At 73.4% G+C, this 19301-nt stretch carries 20 protein-coding genes; 10 read left to right on the forward strand and 10 right to left on the reverse strand.

What is annotated here, in order from left to right; all coding sequences use genetic code 11:
• The first annotated feature begins 35 nt into the window (after positions 1-35).
• Positions 36-1241 (forward strand): MFS transporter, encoded by a 1206-nt coding sequence (locus tag AC3CH1_RS21850; protein WP_488464484.1) that lies wholly within the window; start codon positions 36-38, stop codon positions 1239-1241.
• Between the two features lie 185 nt (positions 1242-1426).
• Here AC3CH1_RS21850 and AC3CH1_RS21855 read toward each other — a convergent pair whose 3' ends face one another.
• Positions 1427-3064, reverse strand: a complete 1638-nt coding sequence (locus AC3CH1_RS21855) for a penicillin-binding transpeptidase domain-containing protein (protein ID WP_488464485.1) — start codon at positions 3062-3064, stop codon at positions 1427-1429.
• Positions 3065-3305: 241 nt separating this feature from the next.
• Between AC3CH1_RS21855 and AC3CH1_RS21860 the strand changes: the two genes are divergently transcribed.
• Positions 3306-4703: a hypothetical protein gene (locus AC3CH1_RS21860; RefSeq protein WP_488464486.1), complete on the forward strand. Its 1398-nt coding sequence runs from the start codon at positions 3306-3308 to the stop codon at positions 4701-4703.
• Between the two features lie 137 nt (positions 4704-4840).
• On the opposite strand, the gene AC3CH1_RS21865 is transcribed toward AC3CH1_RS21860, so the two are convergent.
• Positions 4841-5686 carry a hypothetical protein gene (locus AC3CH1_RS21865; RefSeq protein WP_488464487.1) on the reverse strand — a complete coding sequence of 282 codons (846 nt, stop codon included), beginning with the start codon at positions 5684-5686 and terminating at the stop codon, positions 4841-4843.
• Positions 5687-5990: 304 nt separating this feature from the next.
• On the opposite strand from AC3CH1_RS21865, the gene AC3CH1_RS21870 reads away from it, so the two are divergent.
• Positions 5991-6395, forward strand: a complete 405-nt coding sequence (locus tag AC3CH1_RS21870) for a hypothetical protein (protein ID WP_488466697.1) — start codon at positions 5991-5993, stop codon at positions 6393-6395.
• 169 nt (positions 6396-6564) lie between these two features.
• The gene (locus tag AC3CH1_RS21875) at positions 6565-6720 is read left to right on the forward strand and encodes a hypothetical protein (protein WP_397921004.1); all 156 of its coding nucleotides are present in this window, start codon (positions 6565-6567) and stop codon (positions 6718-6720) included.
• Positions 6721-6820: 100 nt separating this feature from the next.
• Here AC3CH1_RS21875 and AC3CH1_RS21880 read toward each other — a convergent pair whose 3' ends face one another.
• Entirely contained in the window at positions 6821-8590 is a 1770-nt protein-coding gene (locus tag AC3CH1_RS21880) for a dolichyl-phosphate-mannose--protein mannosyltransferase (protein WP_488464488.1), read from the reverse strand.
• A 53-nt stretch (positions 8591-8643) separates the two neighbouring features.
• On the opposite strand from AC3CH1_RS21880, the gene rsmI reads away from it, so the two are divergent.
• Positions 8644-9540, forward strand: a complete 897-nt coding sequence (rsmI, locus tag AC3CH1_RS21885; RefSeq protein WP_488464489.1) for a 16S rRNA (cytidine(1402)-2'-O)-methyltransferase — start codon at positions 8644-8646, stop codon at positions 9538-9540.
• Positions 9541-9586: 46 nt separating this feature from the next.
• Here rsmI and AC3CH1_RS21890 read toward each other — a convergent pair whose 3' ends face one another.
• Genes AC3CH1_RS21890 through AC3CH1_RS21910 form a run of 5 tightly spaced genes read right to left on the reverse strand, consistent with a single transcriptional unit; the run spans position 9587 to position 13568 of the window.
• Positions 9587-10669, reverse strand: coding sequence for a serine hydrolase domain-containing protein (locus tag AC3CH1_RS21890; RefSeq protein ID WP_488464490.1), 1083 nt, complete (start codon positions 10667-10669; stop codon positions 9587-9589).
• Positions 10666-11595, reverse strand: coding sequence for a DUF6895 family protein (locus tag AC3CH1_RS21895; RefSeq protein ID WP_488464491.1), 930 nt, complete (start codon positions 11593-11595; stop codon positions 10666-10668). Before AC3CH1_RS21895 ends, AC3CH1_RS21890 begins: the two co-directional genes overlap by 4 nt.
• The gene (locus AC3CH1_RS21900) at positions 11592-12668 is read right to left on the reverse strand and encodes a DUF6895 family protein (protein ID WP_488464492.1); all 1077 of its coding nucleotides are present in this window, start codon (positions 12666-12668) and stop codon (positions 11592-11594) included. The genes AC3CH1_RS21895 and AC3CH1_RS21900 overlap by 4 nt, the downstream gene beginning before the upstream one ends.
• A complete protein-coding gene (locus AC3CH1_RS21905) occupies positions 12665-13381 on the reverse strand; it encodes a hypothetical protein (RefSeq protein WP_488464493.1) in 717 nt (238 codons plus the stop codon). The genes AC3CH1_RS21900 and AC3CH1_RS21905 overlap by 4 nt, the downstream gene beginning before the upstream one ends.
• 10 nt (positions 13382-13391) lie before the next feature.
• Complete coding sequence (locus AC3CH1_RS21910; protein ID WP_488464494.1) at positions 13392-13568, reverse strand: hypothetical protein; 177 nt, start codon at positions 13566-13568, stop codon at positions 13392-13394.
• Positions 13569-14019: 451 nt separating this feature from the next.
• Here AC3CH1_RS21910 and AC3CH1_RS21915 point away from each other — a divergent pair, with 451 nt between their 5' ends.
• From AC3CH1_RS21915 to AC3CH1_RS21935, 5 genes are all read left to right on the forward strand, one after another.
• On the forward strand, positions 14020-14394 hold the full coding sequence (locus AC3CH1_RS21915) for a hypothetical protein (protein WP_488464495.1): 375 nt from the start codon (positions 14020-14022) through the stop codon (positions 14392-14394).
• Between the two features lie 202 nt (positions 14395-14596).
• Complete coding sequence (locus tag AC3CH1_RS21920) at positions 14597-15472, forward strand: TatD family hydrolase (protein ID WP_488464496.1); 876 nt, start codon at positions 14597-14599, stop codon at positions 15470-15472.
• A 135-nt stretch (positions 15473-15607) separates the two neighbouring features.
• Positions 15608-16480: a 16S rRNA (adenine(1518)-N(6)/adenine(1519)-N(6))-dimethyltransferase RsmA gene (gene rsmA / locus AC3CH1_RS21925; protein WP_488464497.1), complete on the forward strand. Its 873-nt coding sequence runs from the start codon at positions 15608-15610 to the stop codon at positions 16478-16480.
• On the forward strand, positions 16477-17406 hold the full coding sequence (locus AC3CH1_RS21930) for a 4-(cytidine 5'-diphospho)-2-C-methyl-D-erythritol kinase (RefSeq protein ID WP_488464498.1): 930 nt from the start codon (positions 16477-16479) through the stop codon (positions 17404-17406). Before rsmA ends, AC3CH1_RS21930 begins: the two co-directional genes overlap by 4 nt.
• Before the next feature lie 82 nt (positions 17407-17488).
• The gene (locus AC3CH1_RS21935; protein ID WP_488464499.1) at positions 17489-18859 is read left to right on the forward strand and encodes an acyltransferase family protein; all 1371 of its coding nucleotides are present in this window, start codon (positions 17489-17491) and stop codon (positions 18857-18859) included.
• 9 nt (positions 18860-18868) lie between these two features.
• Here AC3CH1_RS21935 and AC3CH1_RS21940 read toward each other — a convergent pair whose 3' ends face one another.
• Positions 18869-19075 (reverse strand): Txe/YoeB family addiction module toxin, encoded by a 207-nt coding sequence (locus tag AC3CH1_RS21940; RefSeq protein WP_488466698.1) that lies wholly within the window; start codon positions 19073-19075, stop codon positions 18869-18871.
• Complete coding sequence (locus AC3CH1_RS21945) at positions 18985-19230, reverse strand: type II toxin-antitoxin system Phd/YefM family antitoxin (protein WP_488464500.1); 246 nt, start codon at positions 19228-19230, stop codon at positions 18985-18987. The genes AC3CH1_RS21940 and AC3CH1_RS21945 overlap by 91 nt, the downstream gene beginning before the upstream one ends.
• Positions 19231-19301: the final 71 nt, after the last annotated feature.

Consider the following 19301-nt stretch of genomic DNA (forward strand, 5'->3'; position numbering starts at 1 on the left):
AAGCGCGACAGCGGCCCGGGCCGGAACATGGCGGGATGCGAAGGAACACGCCGATCGTCCTGCTGTCCGTGGGCCATGCCTGTGTCGACGTCTACCAGGGCTCCGTCGCGGCCCTGGTGCCGTTCTTCATCGCCGAGCGCTCCTACTCCCTCGCGGTCGCCTCGGGCATCGTGCTGGCCGCCTCGCTGCTGTCCTCCGTGGCGCAGCCGCTGTTCGGCGTACTCACCGACCGCTGGGCCATGCCGTGGCTCCTGCCGGTCAGCACGCTGCTCGGTGGTGTCGGCATCGCGCTCAGCGGGGTGAGCGGCTCGTATCCGCTCACCCTGGTGTTCGTCGCGCTGTCGGGTGTCGGGGTGGCCGCCTACCACCCCGAATCCGCCCGGGTCGCCCGGATCGCCGGCCGGGGCAGCCACCGGGCGATGGGCTGGTTCTCCACGGGCGGCACGGTCGGCTTCGCGCTCGCGCCGCTCATGGTCGCCGGTGTGATGAGCGTCGGAGGGCTGCGCTGGACGCCCCTGCTCGTGCTGCCGGCCCTCGTCGGCGCCGCGCTGTGCCTGCCGGTCGTGCGCGTCCTTCAGCAGCGGCAAGCAGCAGGGCCCCCGGCGACGACTCTGCCGGCCGGGAGCGACGACGTCGCCTCCTTCGTGCGGCTGTCCCTGGCCGTGGTCTTCCGGTCGATCGCGTTCATCGGCCTGAGCACCTTCATCTCGCTGTACGTCCGCCAGCGCCTGGGCGGCGGCATCGCCGTGGGGACCGCGGCCCTGTTCGTGCTCTACCTCGGCAGCACGGTCGGCGCGGTGCTCGGCGGGTCCCTGGCCGCCCGGTGGGACCGGGTGGCGGTCGCGCGCTGGTCGTACCTGGTCACGGTCGCGGCCGTCGCGGGCGTGGTGTGGGTGCCCGGCCCGGCCGTCTTCCTGTTCCTTGCGCTGACCTCGGCCGGCCTGTACGTTCCCTTCTCGCTCCAAGTCACGCTCGGCCAGGACTACCTGCCCTCCCGGGTCGGCACCGCCAGCGGTATCACCCTCGGCCTGACCGTCAGCATCGGCGGCCTGGCCAGTCCCGCCGTCGGGGCGCTCGCCGACGCGACGTCCCTGCAGACCGCCCTGGCGCCGCTCGTGGCGATGCCCCTGCTGAGCTGGCTGCTCTTCCGCACCCTGCCCGAACCGGGTGTGCCGGGGGCCGAATCGCCAGGGGCCGCCGCCGCCGCGCGCTCCGGCAGCGGGGCGGCGAAACCGGGATGACCCGGGGCGGGGGTGCTCCTACGCTCACCCCACGGGCACGGCCACGGCCACGGGCACGGGCATGGGCATGGGCATGGGCACGGGCACGGGCACGGGCACGGGCATGGGCACGGGCCGCCGCCCCGGTGCTGGACCTGGCGGGGCGGGGGGACCGGCCGGGTGGCGCAAGGCCTTCGGCCGCGGCCTCAGCGGCCTGCCTTCAGCACCTCCGCCACGACCGGGCCCGCCGCGTCGCCGCCGTGTCCGCCGGTCTGGACGACCGCCGCCGCGGCGAGGTCGTCGCTGAAGCCGGTGAACCAGCTGTTGGAGGTGGCCTGTCCGTCGACCTCCGCCGAACCGGTCTTGGCTCCCTTGTCGCCCCCCACCGAGGCCATCGCCTCCGCGCCGGTGCCCCAGGCGGCCGTGGCGCGCATCATCGTCTTGAGCTGCTGGGTGACGGAGGAGGACAGCGAGCGCGAGGCCTCGGCCAACTGCCGGTTGTCCAGGGACTGCGGCACGATGACCGGCTGGTTGAAGGCGCCGGTCATGGCGGTGGCGGTGATGGACGCCATGTTGAGGGCGTTCATCTGGACCGTGCCCTGGCCGATGTACTGGGCGGCGGCCACGCCACCGGTCTCCTCCGGCACACTGCCGTCGGTCGTGACGACGCCCGTCTTCCAGTCCAGGCCGATCCCGAAGACCTCCCGGGCCTCCTTGGCGAGTGCGGCGTCGTCCTTCGTGTCGTCGATCAGCTTGATGAAGGCGGTGTTGCACGACTTGGCGAAGCTCTGCGTGAACGTGCTGCCGTCCGGCAGCGCGAAGTGCTCCAGGTTGTGGAACGAACGCCCCTGGTACAGCACGTCCTTGGGGCACTCCGCCGCCCCGTTGGCCGTGACCAGGCCCTTCTCCAGCAGCATCGCCGCCGTCATGATCTTCAGCGTGGAGCCGGGCGCCTGCTTCCCCTGCATCGCCGCGTTGAACCCGGTCGCCGGGTTGTTGGCCACCGCGCGGATCGCCCCGGTGGACGGTTTCACCGCGACCACGGACGCCTCCGGGAACTTCTTCACCGCCCGCTCGGCCGCCGCCTGCGCGTCCGCGTCGATCGTCGTCTGCACCTTGCCGGGCTTGCCCTTGGCCAGCGTCAACAGGTTGACGTCGGGCTGGGTCTCGTCGGCGGGCTCGATCCACGTCTCGATGCCGGGCGAACCGCCCGCGCTCTCCCCGTACTTCTCGCGCAGCGTGTCCAGGATCGGCCCGAGCGAGGGGTACTTCTCCTTGGTCAGTACCGTGCCGTTGTGGTCGACGGCCTCGATCGTCGGTGTCGAGGCCTCGCCCGTCCTCAGCGTCGCGCCCTCCGTCAGCTGCGGGTGCACGACCGTCGGGGCCCAGTCGATCAGCGCCTTGCCCGTCGTCAGGCCGCGCACCACGGTCAGCTCCGAGGCGTACGCAAGGGGCTTGGACTTCCCGTCGTACGAGACGGTCGCCTTCACCGTGTAGGGCACCTTCGTGCCGACGGCCGGGCCCGGGGTGATCTTCACCTTGCCGATGCGGGCGTCCTCGCCGTACGAGGCGAGCACCGGCTCCGAGCCCGCCTCGTTGTTGGTGAGGAGCGACGCGGCCGTCGCGTCGCCGGACGCCCACGCGTCGAGGAAGCCCTTGGACGTCTCCGCTATCTCCTCCGCGCTCGGCGGTCCCGTCTTCACCTTCGACGACTCGGACGCGCTCCGCGTACCGCCGTCACCGCCGTCGGTGTCCCCGAGCATGCTGTACGCCCCGTAACCGATCCCTCCGGCCACCAGGACGAACGCTCCGCCGATCACGGCGACCTTCGCTCCACTGCGCATCTCGCAGTCCCCCTCCCCAGGAGAGCCCCCTGAACACGTTCAAGGGGCAACCGTGAGGAACCCTAAAGGCTTGCGGCGGGCGATGCGGGCGTTGTTACCGGACCGGAATGCTCGGCCGGAAAGCGCTCTCCGCTTTTGTGTGGCGGTGGCCCGTGGTGGGAAGACTGGCCGGGAATGCACGGGGGAGTGAGCGTCGGGGGGCGTGCGGCATGGGCATGTGCGGGCGTGTGGCGGTGGACCGGTGACGGCGTATCACATCAAGCGTCTGCCACCCGAGATCCTGCCCGACGGAGCCTCCGTCACCTGGTCCGTGACCGGAGGCGGCACGGTCTCCCGGCTGTCCGGCGGCGTCGCCGTCTGGCCCGCCGCCGAGGCCGAACGGTGGCGGAGAGCGGGCGTCCCGGCCGCGCTCGCCCCGATCACGGGCGGCTGGATCCTCGCCGCCCTGGTGGTGGCGGCGTACGTCCTCCTCTTCGGGATCTCGTCCGGCTCGGCGGCCTGGGGCGGCGGGACCGGGGGCGGGACGGACTGGTCGAGGTACCCGGGCGTGGTCCTGCTGACCGCCCTGCCGTTCTGGTACCGGTACGTTCCGGTCGCGGCCGTTCCGGCCGCGCTGTACGTCGCCGTGGCGGCGGGGCTGTCCCTGGCCCGGCCCGGAGACGCCGACCCGTCGGCGGCCGTCGGCCACCTGGTCGTCCTCGCCGTCTGCGCGGTGGCGCTCGCGGGGAGCTGCCTCCGGCTGCGGGCCCGCCGACGGCAGCGGGCCCTGGCCGTCGAAGCGGCCGGAAAGCGTCGCTTCCCGCTGCCCGACCGCGTCCCGGAATCGGACGACCATCGCGGTCACCCGCAGGTGTACCTCGGGCTGGCGCTCTGCCTCGTCGCCGGGGGGATCCTGACCGACGGCCTGGTCCAGGACCTGACCTCGGGCGGCGTCGGCTACGACGCCGTCGGGCATCAGCGCGTCGGCCTGGTGCTCCTCGTCGCCGGCACGACCTTCGGCGGCTGGGGTTGGCTCGCCCACCGGGCGGCGCGGCGGCTTTTCGGGAAGGAGCAGCCGGCCCTGATCGTGGGCGTGCGCGCCGGAGCGGACGGGCGCCACTGGATCTGCGCGGACGCCCGCACCCGCACCGCGCCGCCCCTGATCGCGTACATCCCGCGCACGAGCGACACCCGCGAACGGACGCGGCTCCTGGGCAGCGGCTCGGCGTACGGGGTGGGGAACGGGCACCACGACGTCGACCCGAAGCACGAGCCGTTCGAAGCGGTCCTGTACGGCACGCTCGCGGAGGGCGACGAGGTCGTCCTCGCCTACGCCTGCGCCGAATACCACCGCCACCAGGAGATGGGGCGGATGTACGCGACGGTGACCACGGCCCCGCTCCGGCCGGACCGCCGCCACCGGCTGGGCCCCTGGGAACCGGCGGACGGCGCCGCCCGGCAGCAGGAGCGGCTGCGCGAGGGCCGGGAGCGGGCGGAGCGCCAACGGAGGGCGCAGCGCGAGGCGGAGGAGCGCCGCAGGAACCCACCGCCCCGCCCGTCGCGCGGGTCGACCGGGAGCGGCTCCGGCAACCGGCACGACGGGGGCGGCTGCGGGTCCAGCTGCGGGTCGAGCTGCGGAGGCGGTTGCGGGGGCGACTGAGCCCCGGTTGAGCCCCGACCGAGCCCCGGGGCGGCACCCCGTCATGCCGACCGCTGCTCTACCGCCCTGGCCTCACCCTGCCGCCCTGCCGTCGCACCGCCCTGGCCTCGCCCTGCCGCCCCGCCGCTCTGCCCGCCCTACTGCGCCCAGTCGAAGACGTCCGACTCCAGGTCGATCTGCGCGTTGCCGCCGCCGAGGTTGAGACCGCCGATGCCGTCCTCCAGCTCGAAGACGTACGGGGTGAGCCCCTCGGGCATCCCCTGGCAGGGCATGATCGTTCCGCCCAGGTGCGAGGTTCCCTCGATGGACGACCAGAACTCCTGGAGCTCCTCGTCCTCGGAGGACCAGGCGGCCACATAGCCGCCCGCGCCGTCCTCCGAGGGGGCGATGCCGGTGTTGGCGTCGCCGGTGCGCTCGCCGAGCCAGACCGTGGTCTCCGGCGCGCTGTCGTCCCAGGCGTTCTGGCCGCGGCTGTAGTGGTCGCCGAGGCCGGCCGGGCGGATATCGGCCGGAGGATCGATGCGGGGCGCGGCGAACTCCTCTGCGGTCAGCCACAGGAGCGCGTGCGCGCCGCCGATGAGGTCTTCCACGTCCCGCTGCTGGGGGTGGCGTGCCGCGGCAGTCGCGGCCACCGCGGCGAGGAAAGGATCGGCGGCCTGCTCGGCGGTGGGCGCGGTGCCCTCCAGCAGCTCGGCGACGCCTTCGACGTCGTCGGCGACATGGTCGTCGGCCTGGAAGAGGGAGAGGGCCACCAGCTCCTCGCCCTTGCGCCGGTAGTCCTCCGGCAGTTCGAGGGTGATGACGTGGATCATCGGCAGTCCGGTGACGGGGCTCCGCGGCCACGCGGCCGTCCCGATGCCGGGCGCACGACCGCCGCACCATCCGGCGACGCGGGCACCGGGCAGATCGGTCTCGGTGAGCTTGCCGGGGCGGATCGTCAGCTTGTCCGCGGATTCCCCGAACCCCAGTTCGTACGCCTTCACTGTGTGCCTTCCGTTCGACTGCGACGGCGCTCAACGTACGCGAGGGGTCTGACACCTCGGTCGTGGTTGCCGACAACAGGCAGCCGGGGCCGGTCCGGATGTGCCGACTTCACCCCGTGAAACGCCCTCGGTCACCCGTTTACCCTGCTCGGACACGAGGAAGCGGACGTCGGCTCGACGCCGACGGGCAAGGGGGGCGAGCCAGGTGGGCGGCGAAGCGAACGGGGGCGCGTCCGGAGTGCGCGCCCCGGCGAGGACAGGTGCGGCCGGCGGCGGAGCGAACGGGCTGGGGCCCCGGGCGTCCATGCTGATGTCGTTGGCTCTCGGGCTGCTGCTGGGGGCGCTGTCGGCGTTGGTGATGTTCCCGGCGGCGGAGCACCTGCGCTCCCTCCAGGGCGGTGAGCGGGCCCAGGCGACCCTGCACACCAGCGGCGCGTGCATGGCGGGCCAGTGCGAGGTCGAGTTCGAGGTCGGCGGGCAGACCGTGGTGGCGGACCTCCCGGTGGGCAGCGGAGGCGGCAGGTGGTCCGTCGGCGCACCCATGACCGTCCGGTACCAGGCGGACGACCCGCAGGTGGTCGCCCGCGAGGACGACGTCGAGGGGGGCGGCGCGGCCCTGCTGGCGTGGATGTCGGGCGGGTTCGCCGCGTTCTTCCTGGTGCTTTCGGGGGCGGCCGCGATCTATCTGGCGCGACAGCGACGCATGTGAGAGCGATGATGTAAGAGCGATGTGTGAACGCCGAATTGCCGGGCACCAGGACCTTCGCAACGAGGTTCTGGCGACATTCGGAACCGGGCGGTACCGGTGAGGTGCACTGAGGCCGTTGTGAAGCGCAGGCGCAAACGCGTCTGAACAGACTTGACGATGGGAAACGAAAATGATCATCCTTGGGCTTATTCTGCTGATCATCGGCCTGCTTGTCGGTGTGGGGCTCCTGACCACCATCGGCGGCATTCTCATTCTGGTCGGCGCCATCCTGTGGATCCTGGGTGCGACCGGCCGCGCGGTGGGCGGGCGAAAGCACTTCTTCTAATCATCAGGTCCAGAAGAGAAACGCGGGCGGGCCGCGACGATGATTCGTCGCGGCCCGCCCGCGTTTCGGCTTCGTGCCTGCCCCGGCCACGCCGAGGCGTCTACACCCACGTGTCCAGCCACATCCGGTCCCGCCACAGGTCCTCCGGGACCGACGTCCCGGTGAACAGCGGCCAGAAGTAGATGAAGTTCCAGACGATCAGGAGCACCAGCACGCCCACGGTGATCGCCCCCAGCGTGCGGCGGCGTTCGCCGGTGGGGTCCTGGGTGGTGAGGCCCAGTTCGGCCCGGGCGCCCGTGCCCGCCGCCGGGCCCGCGATCGCGCCCAGCATCATCGTCACGGCCAGACAGAGGAACGGGACGAAGACCACCGCGTAGAAGAGGAAGATCGTCCGCTCCTGGTAGAAGAACCAGGGCAGCCAGCCCGCCACCACACCGCAGGCGATCGCGCCGGCCCGCCAGTCGCGGCGGAAGAACCAGCGCCAGAGCACGTACGCGAGGGCGAAGCAGGCCAGCCACCACAGCAGCGGAGTCCCGATGGCGAGGACCTCGCTGGCGCACTTGCCGGTCGCCGACTCCTTGCAGCCCGCCTGCTCCTCGTAGTAGTACGACACGGGCCGGCCCAGCACGAGCCAGCTCCACGGGTTGGACTCGTACGTGTGGCCCGAGGTCAGGCCGACGTGGAAGTCGTACACCTGGTTCTCGTAGTGCCACAGACTGCGCAGCCAGTCCGGGAACAGCCAGCTCCAGGAGGAGTCCTTGCCCTCGGTGGCCGCCCAGTTCCGGTAGTAGCCCTTGTCCGTGACGATCCAGCCGGTCCAGGACACGACGTACGTGACGATCGCGACCGGCACCGTGGAGAAGAACGCGGGGATCAGGTCGCGGCGCAGCACCGCCTGGTACGGGTGCACGGCCCCTGCCGTGCGGCGTGCCCCGACGTCCCACAGGACCGTCATCAGGCCGAACGCCGCCAGGACGTAGAGGCCGTTCCACTTCGTGGCGAAGGCCAGGCCCAGCATCACGCCCGCCGCCAGCCGCCACGGCCGCCACCCCAGGCGCAGGGTCTCCGCGATCCGGGCGTCCGGGCGCAGCACCCCCTCCTCGTCGACCGGCAGCGCGTCGGCCAGTCGGCGGCGGGCATGGTCCCGGTCGGCCACCAGGCAGCCGAACGCGGCCAGCACGAAGAACATGACGATCAGGTCGAGCAGCGCGGTCCGGCTCATCACGAAGTGCAGCCCGTCCACCGCGAGCAGCAGCCCCGCCAGACAGCCCAGGAACGTGGAGCGGAACAGTCGCCGGCCGATCCGGCAGAGGAGGAGCACGGAGATCGTGCCCAGCACCGCGACCATGAAGCGCCAGCCGAACGGCGTGAAGCCGAACAGCTGCTCGCCCAGCCCGATGATCCACTTGCCGACCGGCGGATGCACCACGTAGCCCGGGTCGGTCGGGATCGGGACGGACGAGGGGTCCTTCAGGATCAGCTTGTCGACGTCCTTGGGCCAGGACCCCTCGTACCCCTGGTTGACCAGCGCCCACGCGTCCTTCGCGTAATACGTCTCGTCGAATATCACCGCGTGCGGCTGGTCCAGCCGCCAGAAGCGCAACAGTCCGGCGACCAGCGTCACCAGCAGCGGGCCGCCCCAGCCGGACCACCGCACCAGCCGGTCCGCCACGTGCGGCGGGATCGCGAGCACCGACCACACCTGCCGCCCGGGCCGGGTGTACGGCGGGTCCAGCCGGTCGCGGAGGGAGGTCTCCGGGCGGGGAACATGGCCGAAGCGGCGCAGCCGCCGTTGCCAGGAGGTCGGCTGTTCGCCGAGCGGGTCCCCGGCGTCTTGGCCCCGCTGGGTCTCGGGTGCGGTACTCGTCACCGCGCCATCGTAGGGAACGCATCTGTACGAAGGGCGCTGCCCGTGCTGCGAGGATGGCTGATGTGACTGGAACGACTGGAACGCTCGTGCTCGCAGGGACCCCCATCGGTGACGTGTCGGACGCCCCGCCACGCCTCGCCGCCGAACTGGAGCGGGCCGACGTCGTCGCCGCCGAGGACACCCGGCGGCTGCGCCGGCTCACCCAGGCGCTCGGTATCCACACCTCGGGGCGTGTCGTCTCCTACTTCGAGGGGAACGAGTCGGCCCGCACGCCGGAACTCGTCGAAGCCCTGACCGGCGGCGCGCGTGTCCTGCTCGTCACGGACGCGGGCATGCCGTCCGTCTCCGACCCCGGCTACCGGCTCGTCGCCGCCGCCGTGGAGAAGGACATCCGCGTCACCGCCGTCCCGGGGCCCAGCGCCGTACTCACCGCGCTCGCGCTCTCCGGGCTGCCCGTGGACCGGTTCTGCTTCGAGGGGTTTCTGCCCCGCAAGGCGGGTGAACGGCTCTCCAAGCTCCGCGAGGTCGGGGACGAGCGGCGCACCATGGTCTTCTTCGAGGCCCCGCACCGGCTCGACGACACCCTCGCCGCGATGGCGGAGGTCTTCGGCGACGGTCGGCGCGCCGCCGTGTGCCGGGAGCTGACCAAGACGTACGAGGAGGTCAAGCGCGGTCCGCTCGGCGAGCTGGCCGTGTGGGCCGCCGACGGCGTACGCGGGGAGATCACCGTCGTCGTGGAGGGCGCCACCGACTCCGGCGACGAGGGGCTGGACGCCGAGGAGCTGGTGCGGCGCGTGCGCGTGCGCGAGGAGGCGGGGGAGCGGCGCAAGGAGGCGATCGCCGCCGTCGCCGCCGCCGCGGGGCTCCCCAAGCGGGACGTCTTCGACGCGGTGGTGGCCGCCAAGAACGCGGAGAAGGGCGCGGAGAGGGGCGCGGAGAGGAAGCCGTAGCGCCTATGGCGTCTCGGTCAGCGTCCCGGTCAGTACGCCGCAGCGCCTACGGCGTCTCCGTCAGCAGGCCGTACGCCGTCGCGACGAACGTGTCCGCCCGGTGCACCCGCCGCGTCGCCGTCGCCGCCACCGCGAGACCCGTGCCCGGGCGGAAGCCCAGGAACGCCTGCTGGCCGAGGGTCGCTCCCGCGTGGAAGAGGACCGGGCCGTACGGGGACGGGTGGTGGAACCACGTGAGCGTGTGGGTGTGCGCGTGCCGCAGGCCCCGCCGCAGCAGGGGGCGGGACACGTCGGCGAGCGCGGCGCCCAGCGTCGGGTCCACGGGGGCTGGCGGCCCGCCCGGACGGTCCTCCAGGTGCGCCTCCACGTGCGCCTCCAGGAACGTCAGCAGGTCCAGCGGGGTCGCCCGGACCGCGCCCGCCGCCGTGAAGCCCCCGGTGTCCAGCGCGGGCACCGGCGTCCCGTCGCGGCGGTGGCCGACCGCCTCCGTGCCCTCCGGCCCCGGGCGCACCCGGGTCGCCGCCAGGCGCAGCGGGGCCAGCACCTGCTGGTGCAGCAGGACCTCCCACGGGGTGCCGGTGGCCGCCGCCAGGGTGTGGCCGAGGACCGAGACGGCGAAGTTCGAGTAGTGCCAGCGGGTCCCGGGCCGGTGGCGGGGGCGGGCCCGCAGGAAGGCCCGGACCACCCGGTCGGCCGGGTAGCCGCCGTACGGGTCGGTGGACCAGCGGGGCACCGCCTGCGGGTAGAAGTCGGCGGGCAGGCCCGGCAGCCCCGAGGTGTGGGTGAGCAGATGGCGCAGGGTGATCCGGCGCACCGCCGGGTGCACCGGGAGGCCCGGGGCCAGCAGGTCCGCCGCCCGGTCCGCGTACCGCACGCGGCCCTGCGCCACCAGCCGGGCCAGCAGCAGGCCCGCGTACGGCTTCGACGCCGAGCCCAGCTCGTAGCCCAGCAGCTCACGGGGGAGTGGGCCGGGCTCCCCGCTCCCCCCGGTGTGGACGGTGCGCACCCCGTTCCGGCTGACCGCGAGCACCAGGTCGGGCGCGTCGATCGCACCGGCGGCCTCGGCCAGGAGGCGCGCGCAGGCCGGGGAGCCGGGGGCGTCCACGCGGACCGCCGTCGTGTCCGTCATGCCGGGGCCGGGGCGGCGGAGAGGTCGGACAGGGCCCGGGACATCGCGAGCGCCGAGGCGAACGCGGCGACCAGCGTCGGGTGGTAGACGAGGTCGAACACCGACTCCTCGTCGCCCTCCGGCATCCCGCCGACCACCGGCATCGCCCCGTCCGGCTGCTGGGCCTGCGCGAACCCCTGCCAGGCCGCCGGGTCCAGCGTCGGTCCGGGGAGGCACGCGTCGACGACCAGCAGCTCGCCCAGCAGGTCCCAGCGCTTCAGGTCGAGCCAGTCGTCCAGCCAGACCGGCAGCCACAGCGCCAGGTACTCCGCGATGTCGGCGGGCAGCCCGGCCGGCTTCTCGCCCCAGTCGGTGAGGTGGAAGACCGTGTGCGTGATGTCGTAGCCGATGTGCCCCTCGACCGTCCACGGCTCGGGCCGCCGCGCCAGCCAGGTGTGGGCCAGCGCCGCCGTCTCCGGGATGCTCGGCTCCACCCCGAAGCGCCGCTCGATCGCGCTCAGGCCTAGCCGTCGCACCGGCAGCACCTCCAGCGCCGACCAGCTGGTCAGCCGGTGGTTGAGCCGGATCACGGACTCCAGATCCGGCTGCCGGTAGCCCAGCTCCCGGAACGGTACGTAGACCTCCAGCGGCACCGGCGACAGCGGTTCGCGCCGCTGGCCCTCCAGCAGCCGCGCACCGGAGTCGAGCAGTTCGTGCCAGGCGTGGTCCAGGAGCTTGTGGGCCAGGGCGGACTGCTGTGAGCCGGCCACGCCCTCCCGGAAGATGACCTTGCCGATCAGCGCCAGCTCGCCCAGCGGTTTGAAGCGGTCCAGCATTCCCGCCTCCGGGGACGGATCGGCCTCCAGCCGGAACCCCTCCCGGTGTTCGTACAGCCAGCCCAGGGCCTTCGCCCCGACGTCGTGGATCTGCTGGATGCCGCTGCTCATGCGGTCCGCCTTTCCCGGCCGGGCGCGGACCCGTCCGTCTGTCCCGGTGACCGCAGCGACCTCAGGGACAGGGCCGCGGCGAAGGCCGTCACGAGCGTGGAGTGGTAGCAGTCGATGAAGGGGTACGGGTCCGGGGCCGCCGTGTCCCGCACCGGTGGGCCGGTCTCCGGGACGCAGCCGGTGGCGTGCTGTACGTCGGCGAGCACCGGCCACACCGCGTCCAGCAGCTCGACGGGCGCGGCAGCCGGCAACGACGCCGCCACCGCCAGCAGTTCGCCCGTCAGGTCCCACTGGCCGCTCTCCAGGCAGCCGTCGGCCCACGCGGGCAGCCAGGTCCGCAGGTAGCCGTCGATCCCGTCGGGGACCCGGTCGGGCATCCGGCCCCAGTCCGTGAGGTGGAAGACGGTGTGGGTCAGCGCGTAGCCGGAGGGGCCCTCGAACATCCACGGCTCCGACAGACCGCCCAGCCAGGTCCGGGACAGGACCGCGCCCGCGTCGGTGTGGGTCACCACGCCGACCCGCCGCTCGGAGTTGACCAGGCCCAGCTGCCGGTTGGCGTGCTGCTCGGTGTGGGCCCAGGCGCGGGTCGCGGTGAGCGGGCGGGCCAGGGCCTCGAAGCCCTCGTGGCGCAGCCCGTACCCGGCGAAGGCGGCGTAGATCTCGTACGGGTACGCGGCGAACGGCTCGGCGCGCAGCAGCTCCAGGAGCAGCTCGCCCGCCGTGACCTGCTCCCAGGCGTACGCGACGAGCTCCCCGGCCAGCTCGTGCTCCGGGGTGCCGGGGGCGGTGGTGCGGCGGATCGTGGAGCCGAGCTGGGCCAGTTCGCCCAGCGGCTTCAGCGTGGCGTTCACCTGGGTGTGGGGTTCCAGGACGTCGTCGGGGAGCGTGAAGTCCGCCCGGTGCGCGTCGGTCCAGGCGAGGGCGCCGGCCAGGACGGCCGGGAGGACCGCGAGCGCGGCGCCGGGGGCCGGGTGCTCCCGGTGGGCCCCGGCCCCGGGCCCCGGCCCAGGGCGCCCCCGGGGGCCCTCGGCCGGGCGGTCCTGGGAGGGGCCCTCGGTCGCGGTCGTCGTCACCGTGCCCTCGCTTCGGCCATCAGGCGGGCGGCCCGCGCGTGAAGGGCGACCCGGGGGTCGTGGCCGCCCATCAGCTCCACGAAGTCCAGGCCGCGTTCCAGGCCCAGCGTCGCCGGTTCGCCGCCGATCGCCGCGAGCCAGCGGCCCGCGCCCGCCGCCTGGAGCCAGTCGCGCCGCCGGACCGCGCGGACGAAGCCGCGCGACAGGTCGACGGCCCGGTCCGTCGCGGCCCGCCGCACGGCCGAGGGGGCGGCCGGGACGGCCAGCGGTGCGAGGACCGAGAGCTGGTGCGTGAACGCCTGCCAGGGCGCCCCCTCCAGCCAGGCGGCATCGGGCTCCGCGTACGTCGCGGGAGCGGCCGCACCCTGGGGGCCCGGGGGAGGCGGCGCCATCCGCTGGAGCGTGGAGATCATGTGCCAGTGGCTCCAGGCCGTCGCGGCCGGAGCGTCGGGCTTCGGCGGGAAATCCCGCACCGCCCGGTCGAGCACGGCGACGTCACCCGGATGCGGATGACGTCCGTAGAGAACACTGGGCAGCAGCAGGTCCGCACCGATGACCCGTGCCGCCGCGATTCCGGTCCGATTCTCCTCGTCGATTCCCGCCGCGCCGCACACCGTGGCGAGGTGGTCCCCGCTCCGAAGAGCGAGGACCACCTCTGTTGCCAGGTCATGCACGGCGCCCGCGAGGGGCGACGAGGCATGTGTCTGGTCCATGTGCCGTCGACTAGCTCTTCTTCGGGCGCGGGGTCGGGGGCGAGAGCAGCAGCGCGCCGCCGCCCGCGAGAAGCGCGAGATAGGCGCATTCACGGGAGTCGCGGTACAGGCCCTCGACCTCGCCCGGGTTGAGGGCGGCGTCGAGGTCGAGCTCGATGTCGGTGGCAGTGGTGTCCGTGGTGAACATGGGTTGTTCCCCGTCCTGTGGGAAATGGGGTGGACGTAATGAGTGAAAAGGAGGAATGAGGGTTCCGCAAATCGGCGTCCGACCTCCGGGAAATAGCGATTTCAATTGAATGGTGAATTCATGGGGCGCGGGGAGGGGAAAAGCCCGTGGATTAAGGGAAGGGAGGTGGGCGGGCGGGGGTGGTGCGCCGGGCGCATTCAGGACCGGTGCACGGCGCGCTCGGGGCGCTCGATGGTCCGGCGGTCTCGCACCGCCCTCCCTTGGTCCAGTCCACTGCCATGCGTCGGCAAAGGGCCTCCAAAGGAGGCCAAGAACGCACCAACATTGGCTCCGAGCTGGTGCGTCCGTACGGGCGCAGGTGTCCACTGGAGGGGACGGGCCACCTGCTCGAAAACCCTCGGGCGGGCCGCCCGTCCCCGGAGCGCGTGACCCGCGGCCAAGAGGAGCAGGCATGAGCGAGATCGCAGCCACCACTGTCCATGAGGCGTATGCCTTCGCCTGCATGAAGTGCGGGTACGGCTGGGAGCAGTCCTACGAGATAGAGCACCATGTCGACGTCCACGGTCACGCCTTCGTCGTCTACACGGCGGACGGCGAGCGCGTGCCGTCCCCGCTCTCCACGCCCACCTGCACGAACTGCGGCGGACACGTGGTGCGCATCATGCGGGCGGGGCGGGTCGCCGGCGTCCAGGAGCTGCTGCGCAAGCAGCGGATGCCGCGTGCGGCGTCCGAGGCCGTCGCGAAGGACCGGACGGTGTCGACCGCCGCCACTCCGGCCCGCCACTGGCGCCTGTCCGACCTGCTCCACCCCTTCCACCGCCGGTGAGCCACCCCTTTCCCCGGCGGTGACACTGGCTGTCACCCCCGGGGAAAGGGGTCGGCCACCGCAGGTGGCACAGACCGACCACTGCGGGTGACGTGATCCTCCGGCGCGGATGGGGTGGGGCCTTCCCGTCGCGGATGACGTACCCGGGTGGCTTCCGCAGCCGACGGTCGTACGAGGGTGGGGCCCTCGTACGATCGTCGGCATGAGCCGTACCGAAGCCCCGCCGCTGCCCGAGCCCCTGCGGGTTCCGGTCGCCGACTCCCACACCCACCTGGACATGCAGGACGCCACTGTGGAGGAGGCCCTCGCCCGGGCCGCCGCGGTGAACGTGACGGCCGTCGTGCAGGTCGGCTGCGACGTGACCGGCTCCCGCTGGGCCGCCGACACCGCGGCCGCGCACCCCGCCGTCCACGCCTCGGTCGCCCTGCACCCCAACGAGGCCCCGCGCATCGTCCACGGGTACGTCGAGGGCACCGCCGGCACGGCACGGCAGGGCGCGAGGGAGCCCGGCGGCAGGGCGGCGCTGGACGAGGCGCTGGCGGAGATCGACGCGCTGGCCGCCCTCGACCACGTACGCGGCGTCGGCGAGACGGGCCTGGACTTCTTCCGCACCGGACCCGAGGGCGTCACCGCCCAGGAGGAGTCGTTCCGGGCCCACATCGAGATCGCCAAGCGGCACGGCAAGGCCCTGGTCATCCACGACCGCGACGCGCACGAGGACGTCCTGCGGGTCCTGCGCGACGCGGGCGCGCCCGAGCGGACCGTGTTCCACTGCTACTCCGGCGACGCCGACATGGCCCGGATCTGCGCGCGGGCCGGGTACTTCATGTCCTTCGCGGGCAACGTGACCTTCAAGAACGCCCAGCCGCTGCGGGACGCCCTGGCCGTCGCCCCGACCGAGCTGGTCCTCGTCGAGACGGACGCCCCTTTCCTCACGCCCGCCCCCTACCGCGGGCGGCCCAACGCGCCCTACCTCATCCCGGTCACGCTCCGCGCCATGGCCGAGGTGAAGGGACTGGACGAGGACGTGCTGGCCGCCGCGATCTACGACAACACCGCGCGCGCGTTCGATTTCTGACCGCGGGCGGGCCCGCTTCCGGCCCTCGGGCGGGCCCGGCTTCGGCCCCTGGGGCGGGCCCGGCTTCCGACCGCCGGGCCGGGGCCCGCGGGCACGCCTGGCGGCCGGGTCGCGCCGCGGCCGTAGGCTTACCGGGTGAGCAGCACAGAGCCCGACGCCCTCCTGGGCCCCGCAGACATCCGCGACCTGGCCGCGAAGCTGGGCGTACGCCCCACCAAGCAGCGCGGTCAGAACTTCGTCATCGACGCCAACACCGTCCGCCGCATCGTGCGCACGGCCGAGGTCCGCCCGGACGACACCGTCGTCGAGGTCGGTCCCGGGCTCGGCTCGCTGACCCTGGCGCTGCTGGAGGCGGCGGACCGCGTCGTCGCGGTCGAGATCGACGACGTGCTCGCCGCCGCGCTGCCCACCACGGTCCGGGCCCGGATGCCGGAGCGCGCCGAGCGCTTCGCCCTGGTCCACTCCGACGCGATGCTGGTCACCGAGCTGCCGGGCCCGGCCCCGACCGCGCTCGTGGCGAACCTCCCGTACAACGTGGCCGTGCCCGTCCTGCTGACCATGCTGGAGCGCTTCCCCAGCATCGAGCGGACCCTCGTCATGGTCCAGGCCGAGGTCGCCGACCGGCTGGCCGCCCGCCCCGGCAACAAGGTCTACGGCGTGCCGTCGGTGAAGGCCAACTGGTACGCCGAGGTCAAGCGCGCCGGGTCCATCGGCCGCACCGTCTTCTGGCCCGCCCCGAACGTCGACTCCGGGCTCGTCTCCCTGGTCCGGCGCACCGAGCCCATCGCCACCACCGCGAGCCGCGCCGACGTCTTCGCCGTCGTGGACGCCGCCTTCGCCCAGCGCCGCAAGACGCTGCGCGCCGCGCTCTCCGGCTGGGCGGGCTCCGCGCCCGCCGCCGAGGCGGCGCTCGTCGCCGCCGGGATCTCCCCGCAGGCGCGCGGCGAGGCGCTGACGGTCGAGGAGTTCGCGGCGATCGCGGAGAACAAGCCGGAGGCGTCCGCATGAGTCGCGCCCGAACCGCAGACGCCCCCGTGGGCGAGGGCGTCACCGTCCGCGTCCCCGCCAAGGTCAACGTCCAGCTCGCCGTGGGCGCCGCCCGCCCCGACGGCTTCCACGACCTGGCCAACGTGTTCCTCGCCGTCGACCTGTACGACGAGGTCACCGCGGTCCCCGCCGACGGGCTGCGGATCACCTGCTCGGGCCCGGACGCCGCCCAGGTCCCGCTGGACACCACCAACCTCGCCGCCCGCGCCGCCCTCGCGCTGGCCGAGCGGTACGGCATCACACCCGCCGTCCACCTGCACATCGCCAAGGACATCCCGGTCGCGGGCGGCATGGCGGGCGGCAGCGCCGACGGGGCCGCGGCCCTCGTCGCCTGCGACGCCCTGTGGGGGACCGGCGCGAGCCGCGACGAGCTGCTGGCCATCTGCGCGGAGCTGGGCAGCGATGTGCCGTTCAGCCTGGTCGGCGGCGCCGCGCTCGGCACCGGACGCGGCGAGAAGCTGACCCCGATCGAGGTCGGCGGAACCTTCCACTGGGTCTTCGCGGTGGCGGACGGCGGCCTCTCCACGCCCGCCGTGTACCGGGAGTTCGACCGCCTCACGGCCGGCACCGAGGTCCCGGAGCCGACCGCGTCCCCCGCCCTCCTCGCCGCCCTGCGCTCCGGCGACTCCGGCGCACTCGCGAAGGCCCTGGGCAACGACCTCCAGCCCGCCGCGCTCTCCCTGCGCCCCTCCCTCGCCGAGACCCTGACCGCGGGCACCGAGGCGGGGGCCCTGGCCGCCCTGGTCTCCGGGTCCGGGCCGACGACGGCGTTCCTGGTGGAGGACGAGTCGGCGGCCGAGAAGGTGGCGGCCGCACTGGTGACGTCCGGGACCTGCCGCGACACGCGTATGGCGGCCTCGCCCGCGCGGGGCGCGCACGTCGTCTGAGCTCCCAGCCTTCTCGTACTCACCCGGGATCTGAGTACGGCCGCGCTGCCGCGCCCCGTCCGGCCCGCGCGACCGTACTCCCATGGGATCAAGCGTTCGTGAACTGGCCGGGGCGACGCCCGCCACCCGGGACCGCTACGTCGACCTCCTGCGGGTCGCCTCGCTCGGCGCGGTCGTGCTCGGTCACTGGCTGATGGCCGCCGTCACCCCGGACGGGGTGGGCAACCTGCTCGCCGTCGTCCCCGAGCTCCAGCCGCTGACCTGGCTGCTCCAGGTCATGCCGGTGTTCTTCTTCGTCGGCGGCTTCTCCCACGCGCTGTCCTACCGCTCCCTGCTCCGCAAGCGCACCGAGGGCTCCCAGCACTCCCAGGGCTCCGGGGGCTCCGGGGGCTCCGGGGGTTCCGAGGACTCCGTCTACTCCGCGTTCCTGCGCGCCCGGCTCCAGCGGTTGCTGCGCCCGACCATGGTCTTCGTCCTGGTGTGGGGTGCGGCGGCGCTCCTGGTCCAACTCCTCGGCGGGGGCGGCGGACTGACCGGCGTCACCCTGCGCATGGTGACCCAGCCGCTGTGGTTCATCGGGATCTACCTGGCGATGGTCGCGTTCACCCCGCCGCTGCTGAAGCTGCACGAGCGGTACGGCTGGGGGGCCTTCGCCGGACTGGCCGGGGCGGCGCTCGCGGTGGACGTGCTGCGCTTCGCGGCCGGAGTCCCGTACGTCGAGTTCCTGAACTTCGCGTTCGTCTGGCTGGCCGTCCACCAGCTCGGCTTCCTGCGCGCTGACGGCCGCGTCCGCCGCCCCGCGCTCCTCGCCGGGGCGGGCCTGGTCACCGCCGGCGCGCTGGTGGCGTTCGGGCCGTACCCGCTGTCCATGGTCGGGATGCCCGGCGAGAAGGTCAGCAACATGGCCCCGCCCACCCTCGCCCTGCTCTGCCACGGCCTCTGGCTCGTCGGCGCGGTCGAACTCCTCCGCGCCCCGGCAGCCCGCCTGCTGGAGCGCCCCCGGGTCTGGCGCACGGTGGTGGCGGCCAACGGGGTGGCGATGACCGCGTTCCTCTGGCACCTCACCGCGATGTTCGGGGTGTACGGGGCGCTGCTCGTCCTCGACGTCGGGCTGCCCGAGCCGGCGTCGGCCGCCTGGTGGGCCCAGGTCCCGCTGCGGCTCGCCCTCGCGGCGGCCCTCACCGCCGGGCTCGTCGCCGCCTTCCGCGCCTTCGAACGCCCGGCCTCCGGGACACCCGGAGCCACCGGGGCCTCGGGAGCCGGCCCCGTCGCCGCCCTCGGCGCGACGCTCTGCCTGCTCGGCGTACTGGGCCTGTCGATGGTCGGCTTCGGCGGCCTGCTGGACGGCCGTACCGCCCTGCTGATCGCGATCCCCGTCAGCGCCCCGGCCGCCGTCGCGATGACCCTGGGCGGCTGGCTGCTGGTGGAGCGGGCGGGGCGGGCCGCCCGGTAGGGGCGGGCCTCACCGGCCGTAGTGGTAGCGGCAGGCGGCGATACGGACCTCGACACCGGCGACCGTGTAGATCAGCCTGTGCTCGTCGGTGACGCGCCGGGACCAGTAGCCCTGGAAGTCGTGCTTCAGGGGTTCGGCGTGCCTGCCCCGCCGCTCTCCAGGCGGTCGATCGAGGCCAGCAGGCGGCGAACGTTCTCCGGACTCCGGAGCTGGTATGCGGTCTCCTTGAGGGACTCGTACTCGTCGAGTGCCACGATCACCACGGGCTCCTGGCCGACCCGCGTGACCACAACCTCCTCCCGGTCGTCCACGACCGCGCTCAAGGTCTCGGCGTACTTCGCGCGGGACTCGGTGAAGGTCATCGTGCGCATGATCGCCTCCTGGCTTCCTTGCCGGTGTACACCATCCCGTAGGACACGGGAATCGGAGCTCTCCGGGAGGG

The sequence above is a fragment of the Streptomyces sp. MGP-P1 genome, from assembly GCF_057766565.1.